The sequence below is a fragment of the Flammeovirga aprica JL-4 genome, from assembly GCF_012844305.1.
Classification (GTDB): domain Bacteria; phylum Bacteroidota; class Bacteroidia; order Cytophagales; family Flammeovirgaceae; genus Flammeovirga; species Flammeovirga aprica.
Genome location: NZ_JABANE010000031.1, coordinates 1 through 20,117 on the forward strand (window position 1 = coordinate 1; position 20,117 = coordinate 20,117).

The following is a 20,117-nucleotide window of genomic DNA, read 5'->3' on the forward strand; positions in this document are numbered from 1 at the left end:
GAAAGGAGAGAGTATACTTGAGGCTTTTATAACGCTTGCTTCGTTGAAAATTCCTATTGCTGAGTAGTTACAAACCAGGTAAACCACCAAATGTATAAGGTCCATCTGAAAAAGGGAGTTCAGGAGTAAACCATGCTACTATAGAATAAAAACCATAGTTGGTTATTGCCTTGAAACATTTATAGCCATTTATCATTTTAGAATCTTCAGTAATATTCCATGATATATCAGACATGTCTTCTATAAACAAATTCCTTATTACAAATAGATAACCTAGTTCTACTTTTACTTCATTTGATTCATGGTCTTTTGTAACAATAATATCATTTGTTTTGGGTTCTGGCATGTTATGAATAATACCCGCTAATGACGTAAATTGACCTAATTGCGAGGTGATATCATCGTCATTTAACTTACCTTTACTTATTACAACCTCTTTATTATAGGTTTGAATAGACTGATATTCAGAATATTTCTTATTAAGTACTAAAATAAATTCACCTTCAACTCTGCTTGTATCATTTTGCCATGGTTGAAATGAATGTATGTACTTACAGGACAATTTTGCTAATCCATGATTTTTAATCTGTGAATGTAAAGAGGTTGACCAGAAAATGAGGAGAGTTGTAATGATATATTTCATAGATTTCTAAAGAATGGTAAGTAGCATAAAAAATATGACCAGTAATGAGTACATCCGATAAGAAATACTATAAAGTACATGAACATAAAATTAATAGTAATAGAAGCTTTGTTCTATTAGAATTGACCCATTTAAACATAATTAGTAATGAAAAAAGTTTGTTTTGCCTTGATTTAAAGTAGATGCAATTATGAAATTATAATTCGAATAACAAAATAAAAATTCAAAAACACTTCACACAGGACAATTAAATCTAAAAATATTAATACAAAAAAATAAGGATACCACATTGTGGTACCCCTATGAGAAAAAATTTCGTGATTGAAACTTTTACCATTCTATGTTACTGTAATTTTGTAAGCGTTGCTTACTTTTTTCTCCTTTTTAAAATTCTTACTCCTCTGAAACCATACTCGTCGTATGCTTCTTTAAGGTCAACTGTCTCAGTAGTTCCATCAGACAATGTAACATCTACTAGGTAATCACAAGTACCGTCACCGTAGTTGATTGTGATTGTTGACTCACCTTTTGTCATTACTTCCACACCTGAAACTGGTGCAAATACTGGCTTTTCACCACCGCAGTCTTTTACATATGATAATGGTTCTGTAATCTCTGTTGAGAAACTTTCACCTTCCAATGAACTTGTTACAGTCAATGATCCTGTTACTGTTTTAGTACCATCGATTTTCTCTACCTCTACATTTCTTACAATTTGCTCTGTGTAAGCTTCCGTTGTATCTGTTGCTGCAAATGACAACGATAAGTTCACTGTTTTAGAAATTTCAGATGAAACAGGAGTTGGTTTTTCATCTTCCTCAGTACCTTCTTCAAATACAATTGTTCCTTCCATTGAAGATGTACCGTTGATTACTTTTCCGTTTTCAGAGAAATCCTCAAATGTTGTTGAGTGGCTTACTTCTCCTTCTACTCTTGTATGTACTTCAGTTACTTTACCTGAAACCGTTTCTCCGTCTTTGCTTTCACAAGTGCCACCACTGAAATCAAATACTACAGTTTTTGTATCTCCTTCCTCTGTTTTTGTAACATCAGCACAATCCATATAGTGTCTAATATGGAAACGCTTGCCACACTCTCCTTTACCTTTCTTTGGTCTTTCTTCACCTCCAACTGATCTTGTATTTGAAGATGAACTGATTGAAAGTCCTCTTTCCATTGCATCGTCTGCAAGGTTGTCTGTATATTCTTGAACCTCTAAGTTAGATGATAGACCTGATGCTTCATCTGAAGCTAATTCTAAACCTGAAAACTGTGCATCTGCTGAAGTACCGTTATCCATGTCATTACAAGCCACCATTACAGATAAAAGAGCGATTCCGATTCCAATGTTTCTTACTTTCATTTCGTTAGATATTTTAAAGAGTTAAAATAGATTATCTTTGTGTTTTTTGAACTGCTTTATTGCAGTGTCATTCATAGAAAGGGAGATACTCTATTTTTGTACTCAATAAAATTTAGTTTTTTTTGAAAAAAAATTAAAAACCGCCAAAACAGCCCAGAATCGAAGATTTTTTCTTAAATTAATTTCATCTTTTTTTATCAACGTTTCCAATTCTATCTAAACTACACCAATGAAAAGAGTACATTTATTCGAATTTGAGGATCAAAAATGGCTTCCTTCTTTTTTAAGAAACTATGCCACCGACTTCCTGCAGTTTCTTTCCAATAAAACAAAAATGTATCAGCCTATTATCCCTATTATAGAAAAAGGACTTGAACATACTCCAAAAAAACAAATTGTGGATTTGGGCTCCGGTGGTGGAGGTGGATTGGTGTGGTTAAATGAAGAACTATTAAAGAAAGAGAAAGGCCTTAAAATTTTAATTACAGACCTCTATCCTAATTTACCCGCCTTCCAAAGAACAAAAGAGCAATCCCTTAATTTTGAGTTTATTGATCAATCTGTTGATGCCCGTCAAGTACCCTCGGATTTAAAGGGATTGCGAACGCAGTTTTTATCTTTCCACCATTTTAAACCAGAAGATGCCAAGCAGATATTAGAGAATGCTGTAAAGGAAAATGCTCCTATTGCCATTTTTGAAGCACAGGAAAGAAGTATTCCAAGTGTAATTGCGATGCTTTTCTCTCCACTTACCGTTTTATTGACCACCCCTTTAATCAGACCTTTTAGATTAGGCCGATTATTCTTCACTTATTTAATTCCAATTGTTCCTTTGTTAGCGTTATGGGACGGTGTGGTTTCTTCTTTCAGAACTTACTCTGTGAAGGAAATGAAAGACCTGATCCAACAAGTTGAAAACCACGAATTGTATGATTGGGAAGTCAACAAAGTCAAATCAGGCCCTGGAGTGATTTTATATTTATTGGGAACAAGAAAATAAATGATTATAACTTCCTCACCCAAATCAATATTCCTGTCACTGGCATGGAACAAGCGATCATTGTCACAATAAAGTAAAGGATGATACCACTCAAACCGAGAATTTCTCCTGTATGTAAGGGTAGAGAGACTTCCATAAATTGGTCAGCAATACTTTGATCAGAAAATAAGATGAGTTTTTTAAACTTACCATCTTTTCCATATTTCACATGATCGGGGACTACAGCCGAGAAAATGCTTTCCTGCTTGATTTTCGTGATTTGATAATGGGGGTTATCTTCAGTTGGAAGTTGAATTGTTGTGATCCCTTTATAAGGTAGTCGCTGATCGCTGTCTTCTAAAAGTACATTTAAAGAAACAGCTGCATCCTTTTTCTTTTCCTCCTGATTGTCGATTGACTCTTCCAAAAACGAAGCAAAAACATTGGACAACTCACTTTTCATATCCTCTGCATTGGAAGCATTCAGTACGGGCTGACCACCTAATGAAACCACCACTGTACTTTTTACCCAAGCATAAGAAACATACAATCCTGTGATCGAAATAAATAACAATAAAAGGAAAGTATAAAAACCAAGTGTATTATGAAGGTCATAAATCACTCTTGGCAATTTTGCAGACCACTTGACTTTAAAACCTTGTTTCCATTGTTTTTTATTTTTTGGAAACCATAATACCAATCCGGAAACAAGCAGTACTACAAAAATAAGAATGGAAATACCTACCATATGATTTCCCACTTTACCTAATAATAGGTTTTTGTGAAGGCTTTTCATTAAATCAAAAAAAGCACCGGTAGAACGGCTACTACTTCCTATAATCGCTCCTGAAGTTGGGTGTATATAATAATGTCCATCATAATCTTCTTCTTGATTATGATAGGCAACTAAAATATTTCTTGAAAAATCAGCGGGGTAAATAATGTTGGTAACTTGATGTCCTTCTTTCAAGAAATTGGTTTTAATTTGATCAGGTTGAATCCAATCTGTATTCGTTTTCTCTTGATTGAAAACCACTTTATAATTAAGCAGTTCTGAGATTTGCGTTTTAAAGGAATACATTGCTCCAGAAAAACAGACTACAAAAACTACTACACTTGACAAAAGTCCGAGCCACAAGTGTGACACGGACATAATGTATTTGAAAAGGGATTCCTTTTTTCTTCTTTTTCTGAATAAGGATTGTTTCAGACGCATTATCCTTTTTCGTTTTGACCTCTATAGCTTTCCTTTTTGATCAACTCCAAGTATTGAGCAAACTGCTCTTCAGAGAAGATTTGCTGAAGTGCTGTTTTACGGTCTTCGTTGAACTGATTCCAGTACATTGTTGCCGCTTCGCCATTACCATGGTAGTGATCGTGAGCATCTCTAAATGCTTTTGTGAAAGCTTGGTTGACAGCTTGGTACTTGATTGTTTGAGCTGAATCCAATGCTAAAGTCTGGATAATTTCCGCTTTCAACTCATCAGAATAATCAGATTGACCTGGCATATATCTTTTGATGTATTCATGAGTTGCCTCTTTTTGCTCATCATTCATGAAAGCTTTCAATTCCACTTCTTGTTTTGTGTAAGAAGTTTTCATGATTTTCATATATCCTTTACGGCTCATTTTGCCCGAAGCTTTCAACTCTACGACCTGCTTTTGTCTGTCCTCATCAAATGAAGTGACAATTGCATCATATTTTTCTACTTGGTCTGCAGTTAGGTTTAATTCCGCTTTTAGCTTTGCAAAGTCGATTCCTCTTCTCTTTTTCTCATTTCCACATGAAAACAAAACAGAGACTGTTGCTAGTAATAAAAGAAACTTTTTCATTTTGATAAAAATCTATGAAGGAGGAAAAACGAGTCTTCCTCCTGAATCGTAATTTATTTATAAATACCTTGTACGAAGATGTTACCACCGTCTAATTCTGCACCTTTTTGTGCATCTGTGCCTTGGAATTGCCAGATATAAGCATTGCTTCCTGCTGGGCTAACAGCGATATTGTAAACATCACCTTCTAAAGCACCACTTTGGTAATAGAACATGTTGGACTTTGGAACCTCTGAAAGAATTTCGACTGATTTAGATGCCACATCAAAATAAGCCATTTCGTAAGAGTTTTCTTCACCGCTTAAATCATCCAATGCAACATATCCTTTACCGCCACCAACATGATGGAAGTGAACTGATCCTACTGATTTACCTAATACCTCTCTGATATTAAATTCATAGCTTGGGTCATAGTTACCATCAGCATCTAACCTCGTGATTACAGCATCAGAACCGTCTGTTGTCATATTGATTTGATACACGTAGTTTTCATGAACAAACATTGATTTACCTCTAAAACCATACGTATCGCCAATTGATGCTACTGTTGTCACCACTTTAGGGTTAGCTAATGAAGGCCAATCCAACACTAATGTTGCTAAAGCTTCAGGACGAGGAGTATCCTCAGCGTCTGGCTCACCTACTTTTCTGTAGCCTGTACCATAATACACTTTATTACCATTGATAACAGGAGCATCTACACGGTATACATAATCATCACCAACATTAAAAGTTCCTAACTCATGCTGTACATAATCTGTTTGTGCATTAAAGACCAAACCAGGAATACCTACTTTTACTACTTGTAAAGTAACTTTAATACTTGTTTGATCTTCAGAAGTTTCACTCATAACATTATGAGCTAAAATATGATTGTCACTTACAGGAGCAAATCTTGGGTATTCACCCACCCAGTTACTTACATCTACTGTTTGAACTTTATTGTAACTTCTTCCTCCATCATATTCTAATTCATGGATATGACCTGTACCATAATTCAAATTATAGATTCTACCTCCAGCAGCTGCTACTCTTGCTGAACGAACGCCTTCCATTTGATAACCATTATTGATAAAAGTTAGGGTTGTATCAATAATATTGGTTGTAGGTTGCATAAATACTGTCGCGTCTCCTTCTGGGTCTGCAACATCTGCTGCTACGTGAAATACAGTCTTATCGTTTCCGTCACCTCCTTTAGAAGGTTCGTCATTTTTGTCACAGGCAGTAAGCCCCAATAATGCGGATGCAACAAACAATCCTGCAACTTTTGAAGTAGTTGATAGCTTCATTTATATCTATATTATGAACTTTTAAAAATTTGTTTCTTAAAAAATGGAATAGCTTACTTTGAAGTAGAAGCCTCTTCCAGGTTGTTGAATAGCGAAATTGTCGAAGACTTGCTCATTAAAAACATTTTTAATGTCTAGGCTGACCGCTAATTTATTTTGAGGGAAGCGATAAGATGCTCCAATATCATTGACAAACTGGGTTGGAATATGATCTTTGTTGTCACTACCAATATGTTCCCAGTATCTATAATATTTATGAACATACCTCATGTTCCAGTACACTTGCAATTGCCCTTTTGACTTAATCAACTCAGTCATATCATAACGCATATTGGTATTGAATTGCAGATAAGGTGCATTTTTCAAACGAGCTTGATAAAGATGGTCTTTTTCTCCTTTGGCAGTAAACTCATTGTTGTACCTTGTATCATTGTAAGAACCTGAAAAGGTGAAAAATAACTTCCTATTGTAATCGTAATCGATTTGAAGGTCTATCCCCTTGGAAATGATTTTAGGGTGGTTTTCATAAAAGAAATAATCTCCTCTATTATCCACACTTCTTTGAATCATATCTTCAACATTTCTGTAAAATAATGTTGTAGAGAAAGTTAATGCATGATCTCCCATATAAACTTCTCCATACCTGAAACCTAAATTCAAATTTTTACTGATTTCAGGTTTCAACTCCAAATTGGAAATACCATTTTCAGCACCATTACCAAAAAGCTCATCAGGCATCGGCAATCGTACCGCCTGCTCTGCAGAAAGCTGTACTGTAAATTTCTCTGTCAAATCATAACTTGATGCAATGCCGTAACCATAGTTGGTGTCACTAGACTCTTTTGGCAAAGGATGATACTCCCCACCGCTATAAGTATGATAAAGCGCATCTACAGTATATGAATATTGCTTGGCAAAAACATTTGTTCTCAACTTTCCATCCAGTGCAGTATTAGAGTAAGAAAGGCCGATTACACTTTTGAAAATATTCTGATAATCATTACTTGTGTCTTCCCCTAATTGAGCTGTTCTATTAAAACCTGTTCTTCTATAATCTGTAACAATTCCACTCATATTGAAGACATTATTATCATTCAATGCATATGAAACATTAAAGCGATTAATCAAAGTTCCTTCATCTGTTGTCGAGTGAATAGGGCTTCCTGTTTCTCCACCAGCAGGATTTTCACCCACCACATCTCCATGCCAATTGTACTTATTCTTTGTGGTATCTACCAAAGTTCTTGAATTCATGGCATAAGAAGAGAATAAGCTCACATCCAATCCTTTCGTAAACAAATCCTTCTTCTGATAAGAAATACTCGGTACCAAATTACCTTGTGTATAATGTCTTTCTCCAAAAGGAACATTCATTGTCGCTCCATGCTGCACTTCCTTGTACATATCAGAATAAACCATACTGATAAAGAATTGATCTGCCCATTTTACATCTGTAAAACCAACATCTACTTTAGTTCCGTATGCTTCATATCCGTCATTAAAACGTTTTGCTCTTACTTCAGAAACTCTACCGGTATTCGGGTCAGCCACCGTTACATCCTTTCCCCATACTTCGTAATCATTGTCGGCATAGTTATAAAACATTGATCCTCTGAAAGTGAAACCATTCTTTTTATTTCTATGCGATCCGTTCAGTGCTACTTGATGTGTATTGAAAGAGCCCATTGAATATGAAAAGTCTAATGAATTCTTCTTCGCATTTTTTGTTTTAATATTAATGGCTCCGCCCAATGCATCAGATCCTAGCGTCACAGGCACTACACCTTTGTAGACTTCCATTGATTCAATCAGGTTGACAGGAAGTGAATTAATAGAGTAAGATGCTCCGTAATATTCCATCGGCACACCATCAATAAAAATTCTTACTGCATTTCCACTTAATCCATTAATGCTGTACTTTGTTCTAGAACCTAATCCTCCTTCTTGTCTAACATTAATACCTGACGTTTGATCCAATAATGTATTTAATTCTACAGATTGAATAGCTACTTTTTCTGTATCTATTTTCTTAGAAGCAAAGCCCTGCTTCTCCATCTTCGTCTCTTCAGACTCTCCAATCACCATCACTGCATCCAGCTCCACCTCACTCTCTTTCAATGATATAACCATATTAAGTATACCATTTTCAGTAAGATTTATATTTTTTGTGAATGGCGAATACCCAGTACGCGTAACCACTAACTCATGTGCCCCTACTAGAACTTTAGGTAACTTAAATGTACCGTCTGCATCAGTATACCCTCCTTTTTTCAAGTCCTTCAATTGGACTGTACAAAATGGAATACCCTTTTTTGTATGAGCATCTATTACTTTTCCTGCAACATGTGCTCTCTCTTGAGCACTCAAAAGTGTTACCGATAAAAACAGAATATATATAGAGAGTAAGATACGACGTATCATACAGTGTGCGATTTTTATTTAGATCAATTTTAAATAACTTCACAAGGATACTATTTAGAAAAAGTCTAAACAATACTATTATCATCTATTAACAATAATTTTGAAACCCTTTTTTATTATGATGATCGTGGTCACCATTTCAGCGCTTGATTACTCCTCTTGAGGCAATGATTTTTGAATTACCTTCTTTTTTCTCTTTTCTATCAACAAGTCTTTCTCCTATCAATACATGTTTCTAAGATTTAAAACATATCAAATGAATAGATAAAAAGAGATTATTCATACCCTATTTTTTTCAGAGAAGAGGTAAGAAAAATAGTTCGTGCTGTGGTTCAGCGGACGTTGTAGTACAACATCCCTACATCCTACTTTCAATTTTTGGTAGAATATCATTTATGATGGATACCGTTCGTTGTAGGAATGTTGCATTGCAACGTCCACTGAGCCACTATAAAAAACACTTTTAGAACCACAACACGATCTACTTTTTCTTCATTCTTAACTCTTCATTCTTCATTCAAAAAGAGATTTATCTACTCTCTTACTAGTTTTATTAAGGCTAAAAAAGGGATTTATTCCCCGAATTAGAAATCATCTTTATTATTTTAGATTAAGTACTTAAAAGATTTGATTAACTTAGCTTTAAGTTCTTCAAGTGTAGAATTGATTTTTTGGTAAGCAAATAGCACTCTTACTCTATTTTATGCTTCAAGTATTTTTTACTCCATCTTAGTTCCACTTCACTCAATGTCACAGGATCTTCAATATTGGAAACAGCTTAAAGAAAAAAACGATGCTTCGGCCATCAAATACTTTTATGATCAATACATAAAACTATTGTACAAGTATGGCTATCATTTTTGTCAGGATGCGACGCTTGTAGAAGACTGCGTACAGGATCTCTTTCTTCGATTATGGGAAAAACGCTCTTCATTGGGTGATACTGACAATGTGAAGTTATATTTGATGGTTTCTTTGAAACGGAGCATTTATGAGAAACTGAAGAAAAATTCTAAAACCACCGTCACAGAAGAAGTACCCGAAGACACTTTTGATGTTACTTTCACAATGGAAGAGCAAATTATTTCTTCTGAAACGGATCAGATCACAAAAGACAAACTGCTGGAATGTTTGGAAACCCTTTCCGGAAGACAGAAGGAAGTGATCTATTTAAGATTTTACAATGGTTTTACGCCTGAAGAAGTCAGTGAAATCATGCAAATCAGTAATCAATCTGTCAGAAATGTTCAAGCCTCAGCATTGAAAAAAATGAGAAATAACATGGATGACCCTCTACTTATATTGGTGGTTGGAAAATTAATTGAAAGTTTTTTCCACGAAATATAGTACAAATCAATTTTATAGCTCTTTACTGAATATACCTCACTGATAATAAGATGTCTGCAATTGATAAATATATAGAGAACAAAGATTTCGTCACTTGGGTTTTAGGAGATGTTTCTAAAGATGAGTTTTGGAAGAACTACCTTGAAGAAAATCCTGAGGAAAAGGAAAATATTGATAAAGCGAAAGATTGGGTAAAACAGGTAAAAGTAAAAGACCCTTATTTTTCTGCTCAGAGAGAAAATGAGCTGTGGAAAATAATTGATCAGAAAATTGCCAGCTCAAATAATCCTATTAAAACAAAAACGATTTCCTTCAAAAACACTTGGTGGAAATACGGTGCCGCTGTGATTGTACTTGGGCTGATTGTGAATTTCTATTATAGGAATTTCGTCCCTCAGCATCATGTGGAGATGGCCAAAAAAGGATTTACCAATGAGGTGAAACTACCTGATGGCTCCACTGTGAACCTGAATGCGGAGAGTTCAATCTCTTATGACAAAGAAAGTTTTACAGCCGGACGTTATCTTTCACTGAAAGGTGAAGCCTTCTTTAAAGTTGAAAAAGGACAGACTTTCCAAGTCAATACTGAAATGGGTACAGTAACAGTGCTGGGTACTAGTTTTAATATTTTGGCGAGAAAGAAAACATGGGTTGTCAGCTGTTACACCGGAAAAGTGGCTGTAAAGGATAATGATGGCAATCAGGTGATCTTGACGAAAGGACAAGAAGCCGTTTATAAAAATGGAAATTTTGTGACTAATACGCATAAACTGAGTCAGCCAGACTGGCAAAGAGGATTATTTAAATACTCTAATGCTACTTTGGAAACGGTCTTTAAGGAAATACAAAGGCAGTTTGACGTCCGCATTATTTATAAAAATTCGGATATTCAGAAGTTGCGTTTTTCGGGTACTATATCGAATAAGTCCCTTGAACAAGCCCTTGATATTATATCCAAATCCATGGATATCAATTACAAGATAGACAATCAGACAAAAGAAGTTGAGATCTCTTATTAAACATAGTTATTTATTACTCTTACTGATTACCTTGTGCCCATTACTCCTTTGGGCACAAGGTCCGCTTTTTACTGCCCAATTTCACGAACAGCCCCTCAAAAAGGTACTTAAGGAAATTGAACATCATTTTGGTGTGTACTTTTCATTTAATGAGAAATTGCTGGCGGAGAAAAAAGTAAATATTGATTTTGATGAAGCTACTTTAGAAAAAGCACTGGTACAAGCACTAGCCGGAAGTGAACTGGAATACGAGGTTCTAGACGAACAGTTTATAGTCATCCGCAAAAGAACAATTCAAAAAATCAACATTAAAGGAATAGTCAGCGACACGGACAATAACACCCTGCCTTATACTACCATTGAATCATTAGGAACACAGAAATATGCGGTTTCTGATGTTGATGGAAAGTTTAGCGTTTCAGTACCTGCCAACGACACGCTTTTAATAAAATTTCTTGGGTTTGAAGACCTTGCCATTCCTGTAGCCGGATTAGATACTTCTCGTCCATTGGACATTGCACTTCGTGTAAAAAAGCAAAGCCTGCCAGAATTAGTATATGAAACGCAACTTGATTCTATCACTTCCTTAATCGATGGACAAAGTAGAGGTAAAAATGTAAAAAATGCTGGTATTGGGAACTTGCCCACTTCTGATCAGGAAGATGTTTTTTATGCCTTAAAATTATTGCCTGGCGTAAGTACAGCTGGCTTGTCATCTGCTTTGGAAGTAAGAGGCGGTGAAACGGACCAAAACCTCACTTTGATTGATAAATTTCCGATGTATCAATTGGATCATTATTTTGGTCTGCAAAGTGTAGTAAACCCTGATATTACCAACTCAGCAACCCTTTACCCTGGCGGTTATGACTGCCTTTATGGAGCAAGAGTATCCAGTATTTTAGATATAGGTCTTAAAAATCCTACGCTCTATCATACTGAAGGTAATGTAGGCGTCAGTCTTTTGGGTTATAAAGCCTACCTTTCAACCCCTATTATCCGTGGTAAACTTGCTGTATTAGGTACATTTAGAAAATATCACGGCGCAATTGAAAGATTATTGTATGACAGAGATTTAAAAACTGGCGACAGTAAAGAGTTTTCTGATGGCGAAGAAAGTGTGAGTATCTACAATCAAAGCGTTAAGCCTGATATTAATTATCATGATGCGAATGCTAAAATGATTTATCAGATTAACAAAGACCAAAATATTACATTCAGCTACCTCTATTCTCAAGATAATTATTACTCCGCTTTTGACCTTCCTTTACCATTAAGGAAACTTTCAAGAAGAAACACACAAGTTGAACCCAAAACCAACTCTGATACACGAGAATGGAGCAATAATGCAATGTCATTAGGATGGAACCTCAACACTAAGAAACTTAACTCTAGTGTATATTTCACTTATTCTGATAATACTAGAGAAAATGAAAAGGTATTCTATAGAAGAGATACTACTAATATCAAACCTCTGAAAAAAACCACTACTTTCAGTAAACAAAAAATGCAGGATATCAGCTTTCATTCTGATCAACAGATTTATCTTAAAAATGGTCGATTGGATGTTGGCGGTATTTATACTTATTATTCTGTCTACAAAGACATCAAACCCAATAGTTTTCTACTGAAACAAGTAGACAGTCTCACCTCTTCACAGTCTGTGGGACTTTATACGCAATATAATTTCTACCTCAACAAATTATCGTTGACAGTAGGAAGCCGATTATGGTACTATCAGCCCAGCAACAAAACCTATCTGGCACCAAGAATTCAAGGTACTTTACCCGTAGGCAACAGTAATTTATTCAGTTTGAAATTCTCAGCCGGACGTTACTATCAGTTTATCAGAGAACTTTCTGATGAACTTACATATGATTCTTATTGGATTATTTCTGATGATGAGAACATACCGGTCATTACTTCCAATCACTTTATAGGCGGTGGTACTTTCAGATGGCTGAATCATGCTTTTGATATAGAAGGCTACTATAAAAGAAGTACTGGAGAAATGTCAGACCTTACATTTAGAAACCCTGTTTACTTCCACAAATACATTGGTGATGGGGATTCTTATGGAGTGGATCTTATGTACGAGTACAATGCTAGGCGTTGGTATTTTTACATGAGCTACGGCTATAATCAATATAATAAACAATACACACCTAAAGAGGCTGAGAGGAAAAGAACAAGTATACTTCAGTTAGCCAGCATGTATAAAAGGAAAAAATGGAAAGCTGGCTTTACTTGGGTCATGAAAAATACGGCTTATGATTTCAATGAATTATTGCAGATACCGCAAGGTACAAACAACGAACAACCTAAAGGATCTGATGTAGAACCTTATGATATACCACTCTATCACCGCTTGGACTTTTCTTCAGAATATAATTTTAGAATAGGAAAAAGAATGAAGGGCGAAATAGTTCTTACTATTTATGACTTATACAATCAGCAGAATACAGAGGAGCGTCAAGTAACGCAAATTAGCCCTGAAATCACCAATAATTATGAGTATGTGCTGACAGACATTTCACAGCTTGGCATCACTCCAAACCTATCTTTTAACCTAATTTTTTAATAAACAGATCTTTTGTTAAAAATAATTAATATAAATAAGTGTAATTATTTGTATAAATAGTATAACATTTTAAATTTGTAATTATAAATCCAGTACGTGAATTACTTAATCTATTCAAAAATCAAATACCTGAGCAATTTATTTGTCCAATGATTGCTTAAACTTTTACACGACTATAACTACTTATTTTTACGTGTAGGTACGATTTTTTACTACTTATAAATTCTAAATTAATGATGAAAAAGCAGAGTATTAACTATCCAAAAAACTCGCCGCAGGCAGAATTAAACAAAAGAAAAGTAACATTACTAGAACAGGGATGGAATGAATCTGATCGTCTTTACATGGATCGTCTAAAGAAAATGTTGCTTGACAGTCAAGGGTACATCGACAAACTACACAAAACTGTCTATGACAAGAACAGACGCATGAATGAAATGCAAGATCACATCTACTTCCTAGAGGATGAGCTTTATGCAATTACTCAAGAAGGTAATGTACAACAAGAAAACAATGCTCAAGAATTAAATACGATGGTTTACGACGAAGCCGTTTAAATTACTCGAACAGCATTATGTAAAAAAATCTTACAATGCATTTAGGTGTTGTAAGATTTTTTTATGCCCCTAATTTTTCTCAATCGCTTCACTTTCTATATATTTAGGCTGATAATTTTATGGAGAATACGTTCGATGCTTGATCAAAAAAGTAGAGAACCTATTCTAAGCTCAATTCAAGCATTAATAATTATCTAATTTTTACTTCCATCAACAATCTTTTAATATGAAAAAACGATTATCATTATTAATCGGATTCTTGTGTGTGCTTTTCCTATCTGCACATGCGCAAAACAAACAAATATCACTTGAAGACATCTGGAGGGACTATAAGTTCTATCCTCAATCTGTCAATGCTGTTCGCTGGATGAAAGCAGGACAGTTCTACACAAAACTGAAAGACAACAAAATCATTAAAAATGATGTGACTACCGGAAAAGAAGTGGAAACTATTCTTGACGGAAGTGCATTATCACCTGAAATTAAAATCGGCGGTTATTCTTTCTCAGCAGATGAGAGTCAAATCTTACTGATGACGGAAAGAGAATCAATCTATCGTCGTTCTTTTAAGGCAGAATATTTCGTTTACAATTTTGAATCAAAGGTAGTTACTAAGTTATCTTCAAAGGGTAAACAATCTTATGCTACTTTCTCACCTGATGGTAAAAAGGTAGCTTTCGTAAGAGAAAATAACCTTTTTGTAGTGAATCTTTCAGACATGAAAGAAACACAATTAACCACTGACGGTAAATTCAATCATATCATCAACGGTTCAGCGGACTGGGTTTACGAAGAGGAATTCTCTTTTGCTAAAGCATTTTTCTGGTCGCCTGACAGCCGTAAAATTGCTTACCAAATCTTTAATGAAACAGAGGTACCAGAATACAATATGCAACTTTGGGGTGGCCTTTACCCTAATGATTACCGCTTCAAATATCCTAAAGCAGGAGAGAAAAACTCAGTGGTGGCTGTGGCAGTAGTTGACCTTGAAAACGGCAACAAGCACACAAAATTAGATATCGGAACGGAGACAGATATCTATATTCCTAGAGTAAAATGGACTACGGATGCTAACACAGTGTCTATTATCAGAATGAACCGCCTTCAAAATAAATTAGAAATCTTACATGCTGATGCTTCTACAGGTAACAGTAAAGTGATCTTGACAGAAGAAAGTAAGACGTATGTTGACATGGATTACTGTGACAACCTTACTTATTTGAAAGACGGAAAACACTTCATCTACACTTCAGAGATGAGTGGTTATAAGCACATTTACTTATACAATACTGATGGTACTCAAGTTCGTCAAATCACTTCTGGAGACTGGGAAGTAAGCGAGCTTGTAGGCATTGATGAAAACAGTAAAAAAGCGGTTCTTTATTATGTTTCAAATGAAGTAGCACCATTAGACAGAGACTTCTACTCTATCGATATTTATGGTAAAAAGAAAGTAAAACTTTCTACTAAAAGCGGTCAGACTCATGTTAATATGAGTAATGACTTCAGCTACTACATTGCGAAGCACAGTAACTCTGAAGAGGTTTCATCTACTTCTTTATTCAAGACAAAGAAAAATCAGTTAGTAAAAGTTTTAGAGGATAATGCTGACTTTAAAACGTTGATTGAGAGCTACGGTTTTGTGAAAAAAGAGCATTTCACTTTCACAACAGAAGACAATGTAGAGCTTTTCGGTTATATGTTGAAACCTGCTGATTTTGATGAAAACAAAAAATATCCTGTTTTAATGTTCCAATACTCAGGCCCTGGTTCAAATCAAGTGGCTAACTCTTGGGGTGGCGGTAACTTTGCTTGGCATCAAATGCTAACGCAAAAAGGATATATCGTGGCTGTGGTTGACCCTCGCGGTACAGGTTCGAGAGGTAGAGATTTCAAACATGCTACTTACGCTCAATTGGGTAAATTGGAAGCGATTGATCAAATCCAAACTGCAAAATGGTTAGGAAAACAAAACTACGTTGATGCTAATAGAATTGGTATCTGGGGATGGAGTTTTGGTGGTTATATGTCATCGTTATGTTTGTTTACAGGTGCGGATCAATTCAAAATGGCCATCGCCGTTGCTCCTGTTACAACATGGAGATACTATGACACTATTTACACAGAGCGTTTCTTGAAAACACCTCAATTAAACCCTTCTGGATACGATGATAACTCTCCTATTCAGCACGTGAACAAACTAAAAGGTAAGTTCTTCTTGATACACGGTACGGGTGATGATAACGTTCACGTTCAAAACTCATTCGACTTGTCAAATGCTTTAATTCAAGCTGGAAAACAATTCCGTGAGTTCTACTACCCGAATAGAAACCACGGTATCTATGGTGGAAATACAAGACTTCACTTATACCAACAAATGACTGAATTTGTTGAAAATAATCTATAAGTCATTCTTTGACTAAATGAAAAATCCCATTGAAATATGTTTTTTCAATGGGATTTTTTGTCATGTTGGTTTTCAATTTTAATTCAACCCCAATTCCTCCAATCGCTTCAAATCTGCTTTCAGCATCTCTTGCGTCAATTGATCAGAGTCTCCGTATTGCTTTCTTAAATCCTTCAATTTCTGATGCAATGTCTCCTTTACCTCAGCGTAAGAAGGATCAGTATACACATTTTGCATTTCATCAGGATCTTTTTCCAAATCATACAATTCCCATTCATCCACATCATAATAAAAATGAATCAGCTTGTAACGTTTTGTTTTGATACCGTAATGACGCTTTACGCCGTGAATGCCCGGATATTCATAATAATGATAATATAAAGCATCCCTCCAGTCGGTTTTCTTCTGTTCCATCAATGGAAGCAATGAAGCTCCTTGCATATCTGTTGGTATTTCCACACCTGCTGCTTCTAAGAAGCTTGGAGCGTAATCAATATTCTGTACTAAATCTTTATTGACTGACCCAGCTTTAATATGTCCTGGCCATCTTACCATCAATGGTGTTCTGAAAGACTGCTCGTACATAAACCTTTTGTCAAACCAGCCATGTTCACCTAAGTAAAAACCTTGATCTGAAGTATAAACGACAATTGTATTTTCAGCTAAACCCGTTTGATCTAAATAATCCAACAGACGGCCCACATTTTCATCTACACTCACCAATGTCCCAAGATAATCTTCCATATAACGTTGGTATTTCCAAGCCGTCAATTCTTTTCCTTTTAAATCACTGTTTTTAAAATCTTCATTAATGGGACCATACACTTCCTCCCATTTAGCCTTTTCTTCAGCTGTCATTCTTTTCAAGTTCTTGGAATAGGCGAAATCATACCATCCCATAAAAGGCTTGAAACCTTTGGCATCTCTTATTTCGGGTTCAACTTTAGTATCATTGGTCAATCCCATATGATCTGAAATTCTCATTTCAGCCTCTTGCGCCGCTTTTCCCCTGCCTTTATAATCATCAAACAAAGTGGCAGGTTGTTTTATTTTCTGATCTTTAAAAGCTTGAAGGTGCTCCATGGCCACCATCCATTCACGGTGAGGTGCTTTATGATGCACCATCAACATAAACGGCTCTTCATTCTTTTTTCTTTTGTCTAGATAAGCAATGGCTTTATCAGTGATAATATCCGTTACATAGCCTTTTTCGTTGATCATTCCATTTGGTGTTCTGAAGTCAGGCTGATAATAATCTCCTTGATCCGGCAACACTTCCCAATAATCAAAACCTGTTGGCTGAGATTTCAAATGCCATTTCCCCACAATAGCCGTTTCGTATCCCGCATTCTGTAAGATTTTCGGATAAGTGATTTGTGTAGAATCAAATACATCTAAATTATCTTTTACCGAGTTGAAATGACTCATTTTCCCTGTCAAAGTCACCGCTCTACTTGGTGAACAAATAGAGTTAGAAACATAAGCATGATCAAACCGCATCCCTTCATGGGCCAATCTGTCAATGTTGGGCGTATGAATCAATGAAGTGTCATAAGCACTGATAGCCTGATAAGCGTGATCATCAGACATTATATAAATGATATTGGGTCGTTTTGTTTTCTCTTCCACTTTCTTTTCCTGACAAGAAAACAACAGGGTACTCAATGAAAGAGTGATGATAAGGGTCGTAATATTTTTCATTTCTTATTTCGTAGTTATATGTTGAGCATGCTTGACAAAATGCCAAACATGCCCTCTCTATTCATTTCAATTCTAAAATACTGATTTTCTTAATACAGTTGCCCCTAAAGGCTTCATCATTTCACTTACCTTCTCTCCTTTATCATTCTTAAATTCCACTTCCAAAGCAACACTTTCAAAAGGGTTACTTCCCTCTTCTTGATTGACTTTAATGGATGCATTAGAAACTAATTTATAAGTGGCTTTCTCATCTTGAGTGTAAGCATATTTCTGATCTTTGAAATCACCTTTCCATACTTTCACATCTTCTGCCGTTCCTTCCAAAGGTAAAGCAAATAATAATGGTCCATAAGAAATATATTTCCCTTGTGACTCTTGATGGATTTCAGGTGAAAAGCCCATTTTTATAGTAATAGAGGACTTGTCCACACCACTAGGGATAATTACATATCCTCTATTATTAGCTGAAAATTCTTTTCCGTTTACTTCAAATCGCTCTGCCCACTGCGGTACTCTTAATGCTAAATCAAAAGCAGTATTTCCTGCTACTTTCAACTCCACCTGATCTGAAGCAGGATAGTTAGTGACTTGCTGAACTTTCACTTTCTTTCCATTGACAATTGAAGTGAAAATTGACGGACCGTATAAATCCAAGAACAACGTATTACCATCCGTCTGCCACATATTTTGAATAAAATAAGGATAGATTCTTCCGGCATTCGGAGCACAACAAACTGCTATATCTTTATGAACTGGAGAATATTTAAAACGGTTTTCTTTCGATTCTTTACATTCATGATCATTGATATGACCGCACATCGAATAAGAATTATCACTCTTACAATAAGCGATAGAAGAATGGTGCGGATGTCTTGCTCCTTGCGCCGCATTGAACAGCAACCACTCTATTTTATCGCCCCATGCACTGTTATGATCAAATTTATTCAACACTGCATAACTATCTAGTAGTTCCTGCAATGAGCAATATTCATAACCTGTGCTATCTGCATCAGCATGTCTGCCGAAAATCCATTCATCGCCAATAGGGCCACCACTTACACTGACTACATCCTTCAGCTTCTCTAAATAATGCTGTAAACCTTCTTTGTATTTTGGATCATCCGATGTATAGGCCACTAAAGTCAAACTTCTCAAGTGTTCATAAGTATGTACCCCGTGACCTTTAAATTTATAATTTTTATCCGCCAGATTTTTCAGTAAAATATCCTCTTCCGCCATTTGATGAAGGTTATAATCATCCAATAAGAATTTGGCAAAATCTAAATATTTTTGTTCTCCTGTGATATCAAATAATTGATCACAAACATCCGTAAATGTCAGTCCATGACCTACTCCAGCAAAAGGTTTTACCGTTTTAAAAGGAGTCGATTTTCCAATAGGGTACGCTTGCATTGTCACATCTACTGCTTTGACCACCGCCACTAACACTTTTTGATCATCCGTTGCTTCATAATAAGCCAACAACCCTCTGAATAATGAAGCTTGTGCCCATAATTCACCATTTTCAGTGTTATGATCATAGCGTAAATCATCTGCGTAAACACCTATATATCCATCAGAATCTTGTGTAGCCAATTTCTCATTGACATACTTCACTACTTTAGCAATTGCTTCTTTATCGCCAGTTAATAAAGCATTTCTTATATAACCGTCCCACCAATTGGATTGAGTTTCTGAGTTCCACCACAGAAACTGCACATTCCAATCACCTTCTGAGTTAACTGCTCCTACGTCTTTTGATTTTACTTTTTTGGTTAAACGATCTTTGCCGTAAATATCATCTTCTAGGATTAAATCAGGAACAAGTTCGTCTAAGTGTCCTACAAATCCATCTTTCAGGTCATACTCCATCTGCTGTTTGATCCATCCTTCAGGATGAACATCTCCAAACTGCACTGTTTTGATTGTTGAATTGGTCTTTTTCATTTCATGACATCCGTTTAAAAGAAATACTAGAAT

14 protein-coding genes are annotated in these 20,117 nt (G+C 35.6%); 6 read left to right on the top strand and 8 right to left on the bottom strand.

The window, feature by feature from the left end; translation table 11 throughout:
• Positions 1-67: 67 nt before the first annotated feature.
• The gene (locus tag HHU12_RS12855) at positions 68-643 is read right to left on the bottom strand and encodes a GLPGLI family protein (RefSeq protein WP_169657150.1); all 576 of its coding nucleotides are present in this window, start codon (positions 641-643) and stop codon (positions 68-70) included.
• A 367-nt stretch (positions 644-1,010) separates the two neighbouring features.
• Positions 1,011-2,006: a hypothetical protein gene (locus HHU12_RS12860; RefSeq protein ID WP_169657151.1), complete on the bottom strand. Its 996-nt coding sequence runs from the start codon at positions 2,004-2,006 to the stop codon at positions 1,011-1,013.
• A 229-nt stretch (positions 2,007-2,235) separates the two neighbouring features.
• Between HHU12_RS12860 and HHU12_RS12865 the strand changes: the two genes are divergently transcribed.
• Positions 2,236-3,006, top strand: coding sequence for a hypothetical protein (locus tag HHU12_RS12865; protein ID WP_169657152.1), 771 nt, complete (start codon positions 2,236-2,238; stop codon positions 3,004-3,006).
• Positions 3,007-3,010: 4 nt separating this feature from the next.
• Here the strand turns inward: HHU12_RS12865 and HHU12_RS12870 are convergent, their stop codons facing one another.
• Genes HHU12_RS12870 through HHU12_RS12885 form a run of 4 tightly spaced genes read right to left on the bottom strand, consistent with a single transcriptional unit; the run spans position 3,011 to position 8,528 of the window.
• Positions 3,011-4,201, bottom strand: a complete 1,191-nt coding sequence (locus HHU12_RS12870; protein WP_169657153.1) for a PepSY-associated TM helix domain-containing protein — start codon at positions 4,199-4,201, stop codon at positions 3,011-3,013.
• Positions 4,201-4,818 carry a hypothetical protein gene (locus HHU12_RS12875; protein WP_169657154.1) on the bottom strand — a complete coding sequence of 206 codons (618 nt, stop codon included), beginning with the start codon at positions 4,816-4,818 and terminating at the stop codon, positions 4,201-4,203. Before HHU12_RS12875 ends, HHU12_RS12870 begins: the two co-directional genes overlap by 1 nt.
• A gap of 53 nt (positions 4,819-4,871) precedes the next feature.
• Positions 4,872-6,107 carry a hypothetical protein gene (locus tag HHU12_RS12880; RefSeq protein WP_169657155.1) on the bottom strand — a complete coding sequence of 412 codons (1,236 nt, stop codon included), beginning with the start codon at positions 6,105-6,107 and terminating at the stop codon, positions 4,872-4,874.
• A 36-nt stretch (positions 6,108-6,143) separates the two neighbouring features.
• A complete protein-coding gene (locus HHU12_RS12885; protein ID WP_169657156.1) occupies positions 6,144-8,528 on the bottom strand; it encodes a TonB-dependent receptor in 2,385 nt (794 codons plus the stop codon).
• Positions 8,529-9,275: 747 nt separating this feature from the next.
• On the opposite strand from HHU12_RS12885, the gene HHU12_RS12890 reads away from it, so the two are divergent.
• The 5 genes from HHU12_RS12890 to HHU12_RS12910 all read left to right on the top strand — a co-directional run bounded on the left by HHU12_RS12890 (position 9,276) and on the right by HHU12_RS12910 (position 16,436).
• Entirely contained in the window at positions 9,276-9,875 is a 600-nt protein-coding gene (locus tag HHU12_RS12890) for an RNA polymerase sigma factor (RefSeq protein WP_169657157.1), read from the top strand.
• 50 nt (positions 9,876-9,925) lie between these two features.
• Positions 9,926-10,894: a FecR family protein gene (locus HHU12_RS12895; RefSeq protein WP_169657158.1), complete on the top strand. Its 969-nt coding sequence runs from the start codon at positions 9,926-9,928 to the stop codon at positions 10,892-10,894.
• A 31-nt stretch (positions 10,895-10,925) separates the two neighbouring features.
• A complete protein-coding gene (locus HHU12_RS12900) occupies positions 10,926-13,472 on the top strand; it encodes a TonB-dependent receptor (protein WP_169657159.1) in 2,547 nt (848 codons plus the stop codon).
• Between the two features lie 344 nt (positions 13,473-13,816).
• The gene (locus HHU12_RS12905) at positions 13,817-14,029 is read left to right on the top strand and encodes a hypothetical protein (protein ID WP_169657160.1); all 213 of its coding nucleotides are present in this window, start codon (positions 13,817-13,819) and stop codon (positions 14,027-14,029) included.
• Positions 14,030-14,255: 226 nt separating this feature from the next.
• The gene (locus tag HHU12_RS12910) at positions 14,256-16,436 is read left to right on the top strand and encodes a S9 family peptidase (RefSeq protein ID WP_169657161.1); all 2,181 of its coding nucleotides are present in this window, start codon (positions 14,256-14,258) and stop codon (positions 16,434-16,436) included.
• A 78-nt stretch (positions 16,437-16,514) separates the two neighbouring features.
• On the opposite strand, the gene HHU12_RS12915 is transcribed toward HHU12_RS12910, so the two are convergent.
• Both HHU12_RS12915 and HHU12_RS12920 read right to left on the bottom strand, forming a co-directional pair.
• A complete protein-coding gene (locus tag HHU12_RS12915; RefSeq protein WP_169657162.1) occupies positions 16,515-18,137 on the bottom strand; it encodes a sulfatase family protein in 1,623 nt (540 codons plus the stop codon).
• 72 nt (positions 18,138-18,209) lie between these two features.
• On the bottom strand, positions 18,210-20,084 hold the full coding sequence (locus HHU12_RS12920; protein WP_169657163.1) for a beta-L-arabinofuranosidase domain-containing protein: 1,875 nt from the start codon (positions 20,082-20,084) through the stop codon (positions 18,210-18,212).
• Between the last annotated feature and the right edge of the window lie 33 nt (positions 20,085-20,117).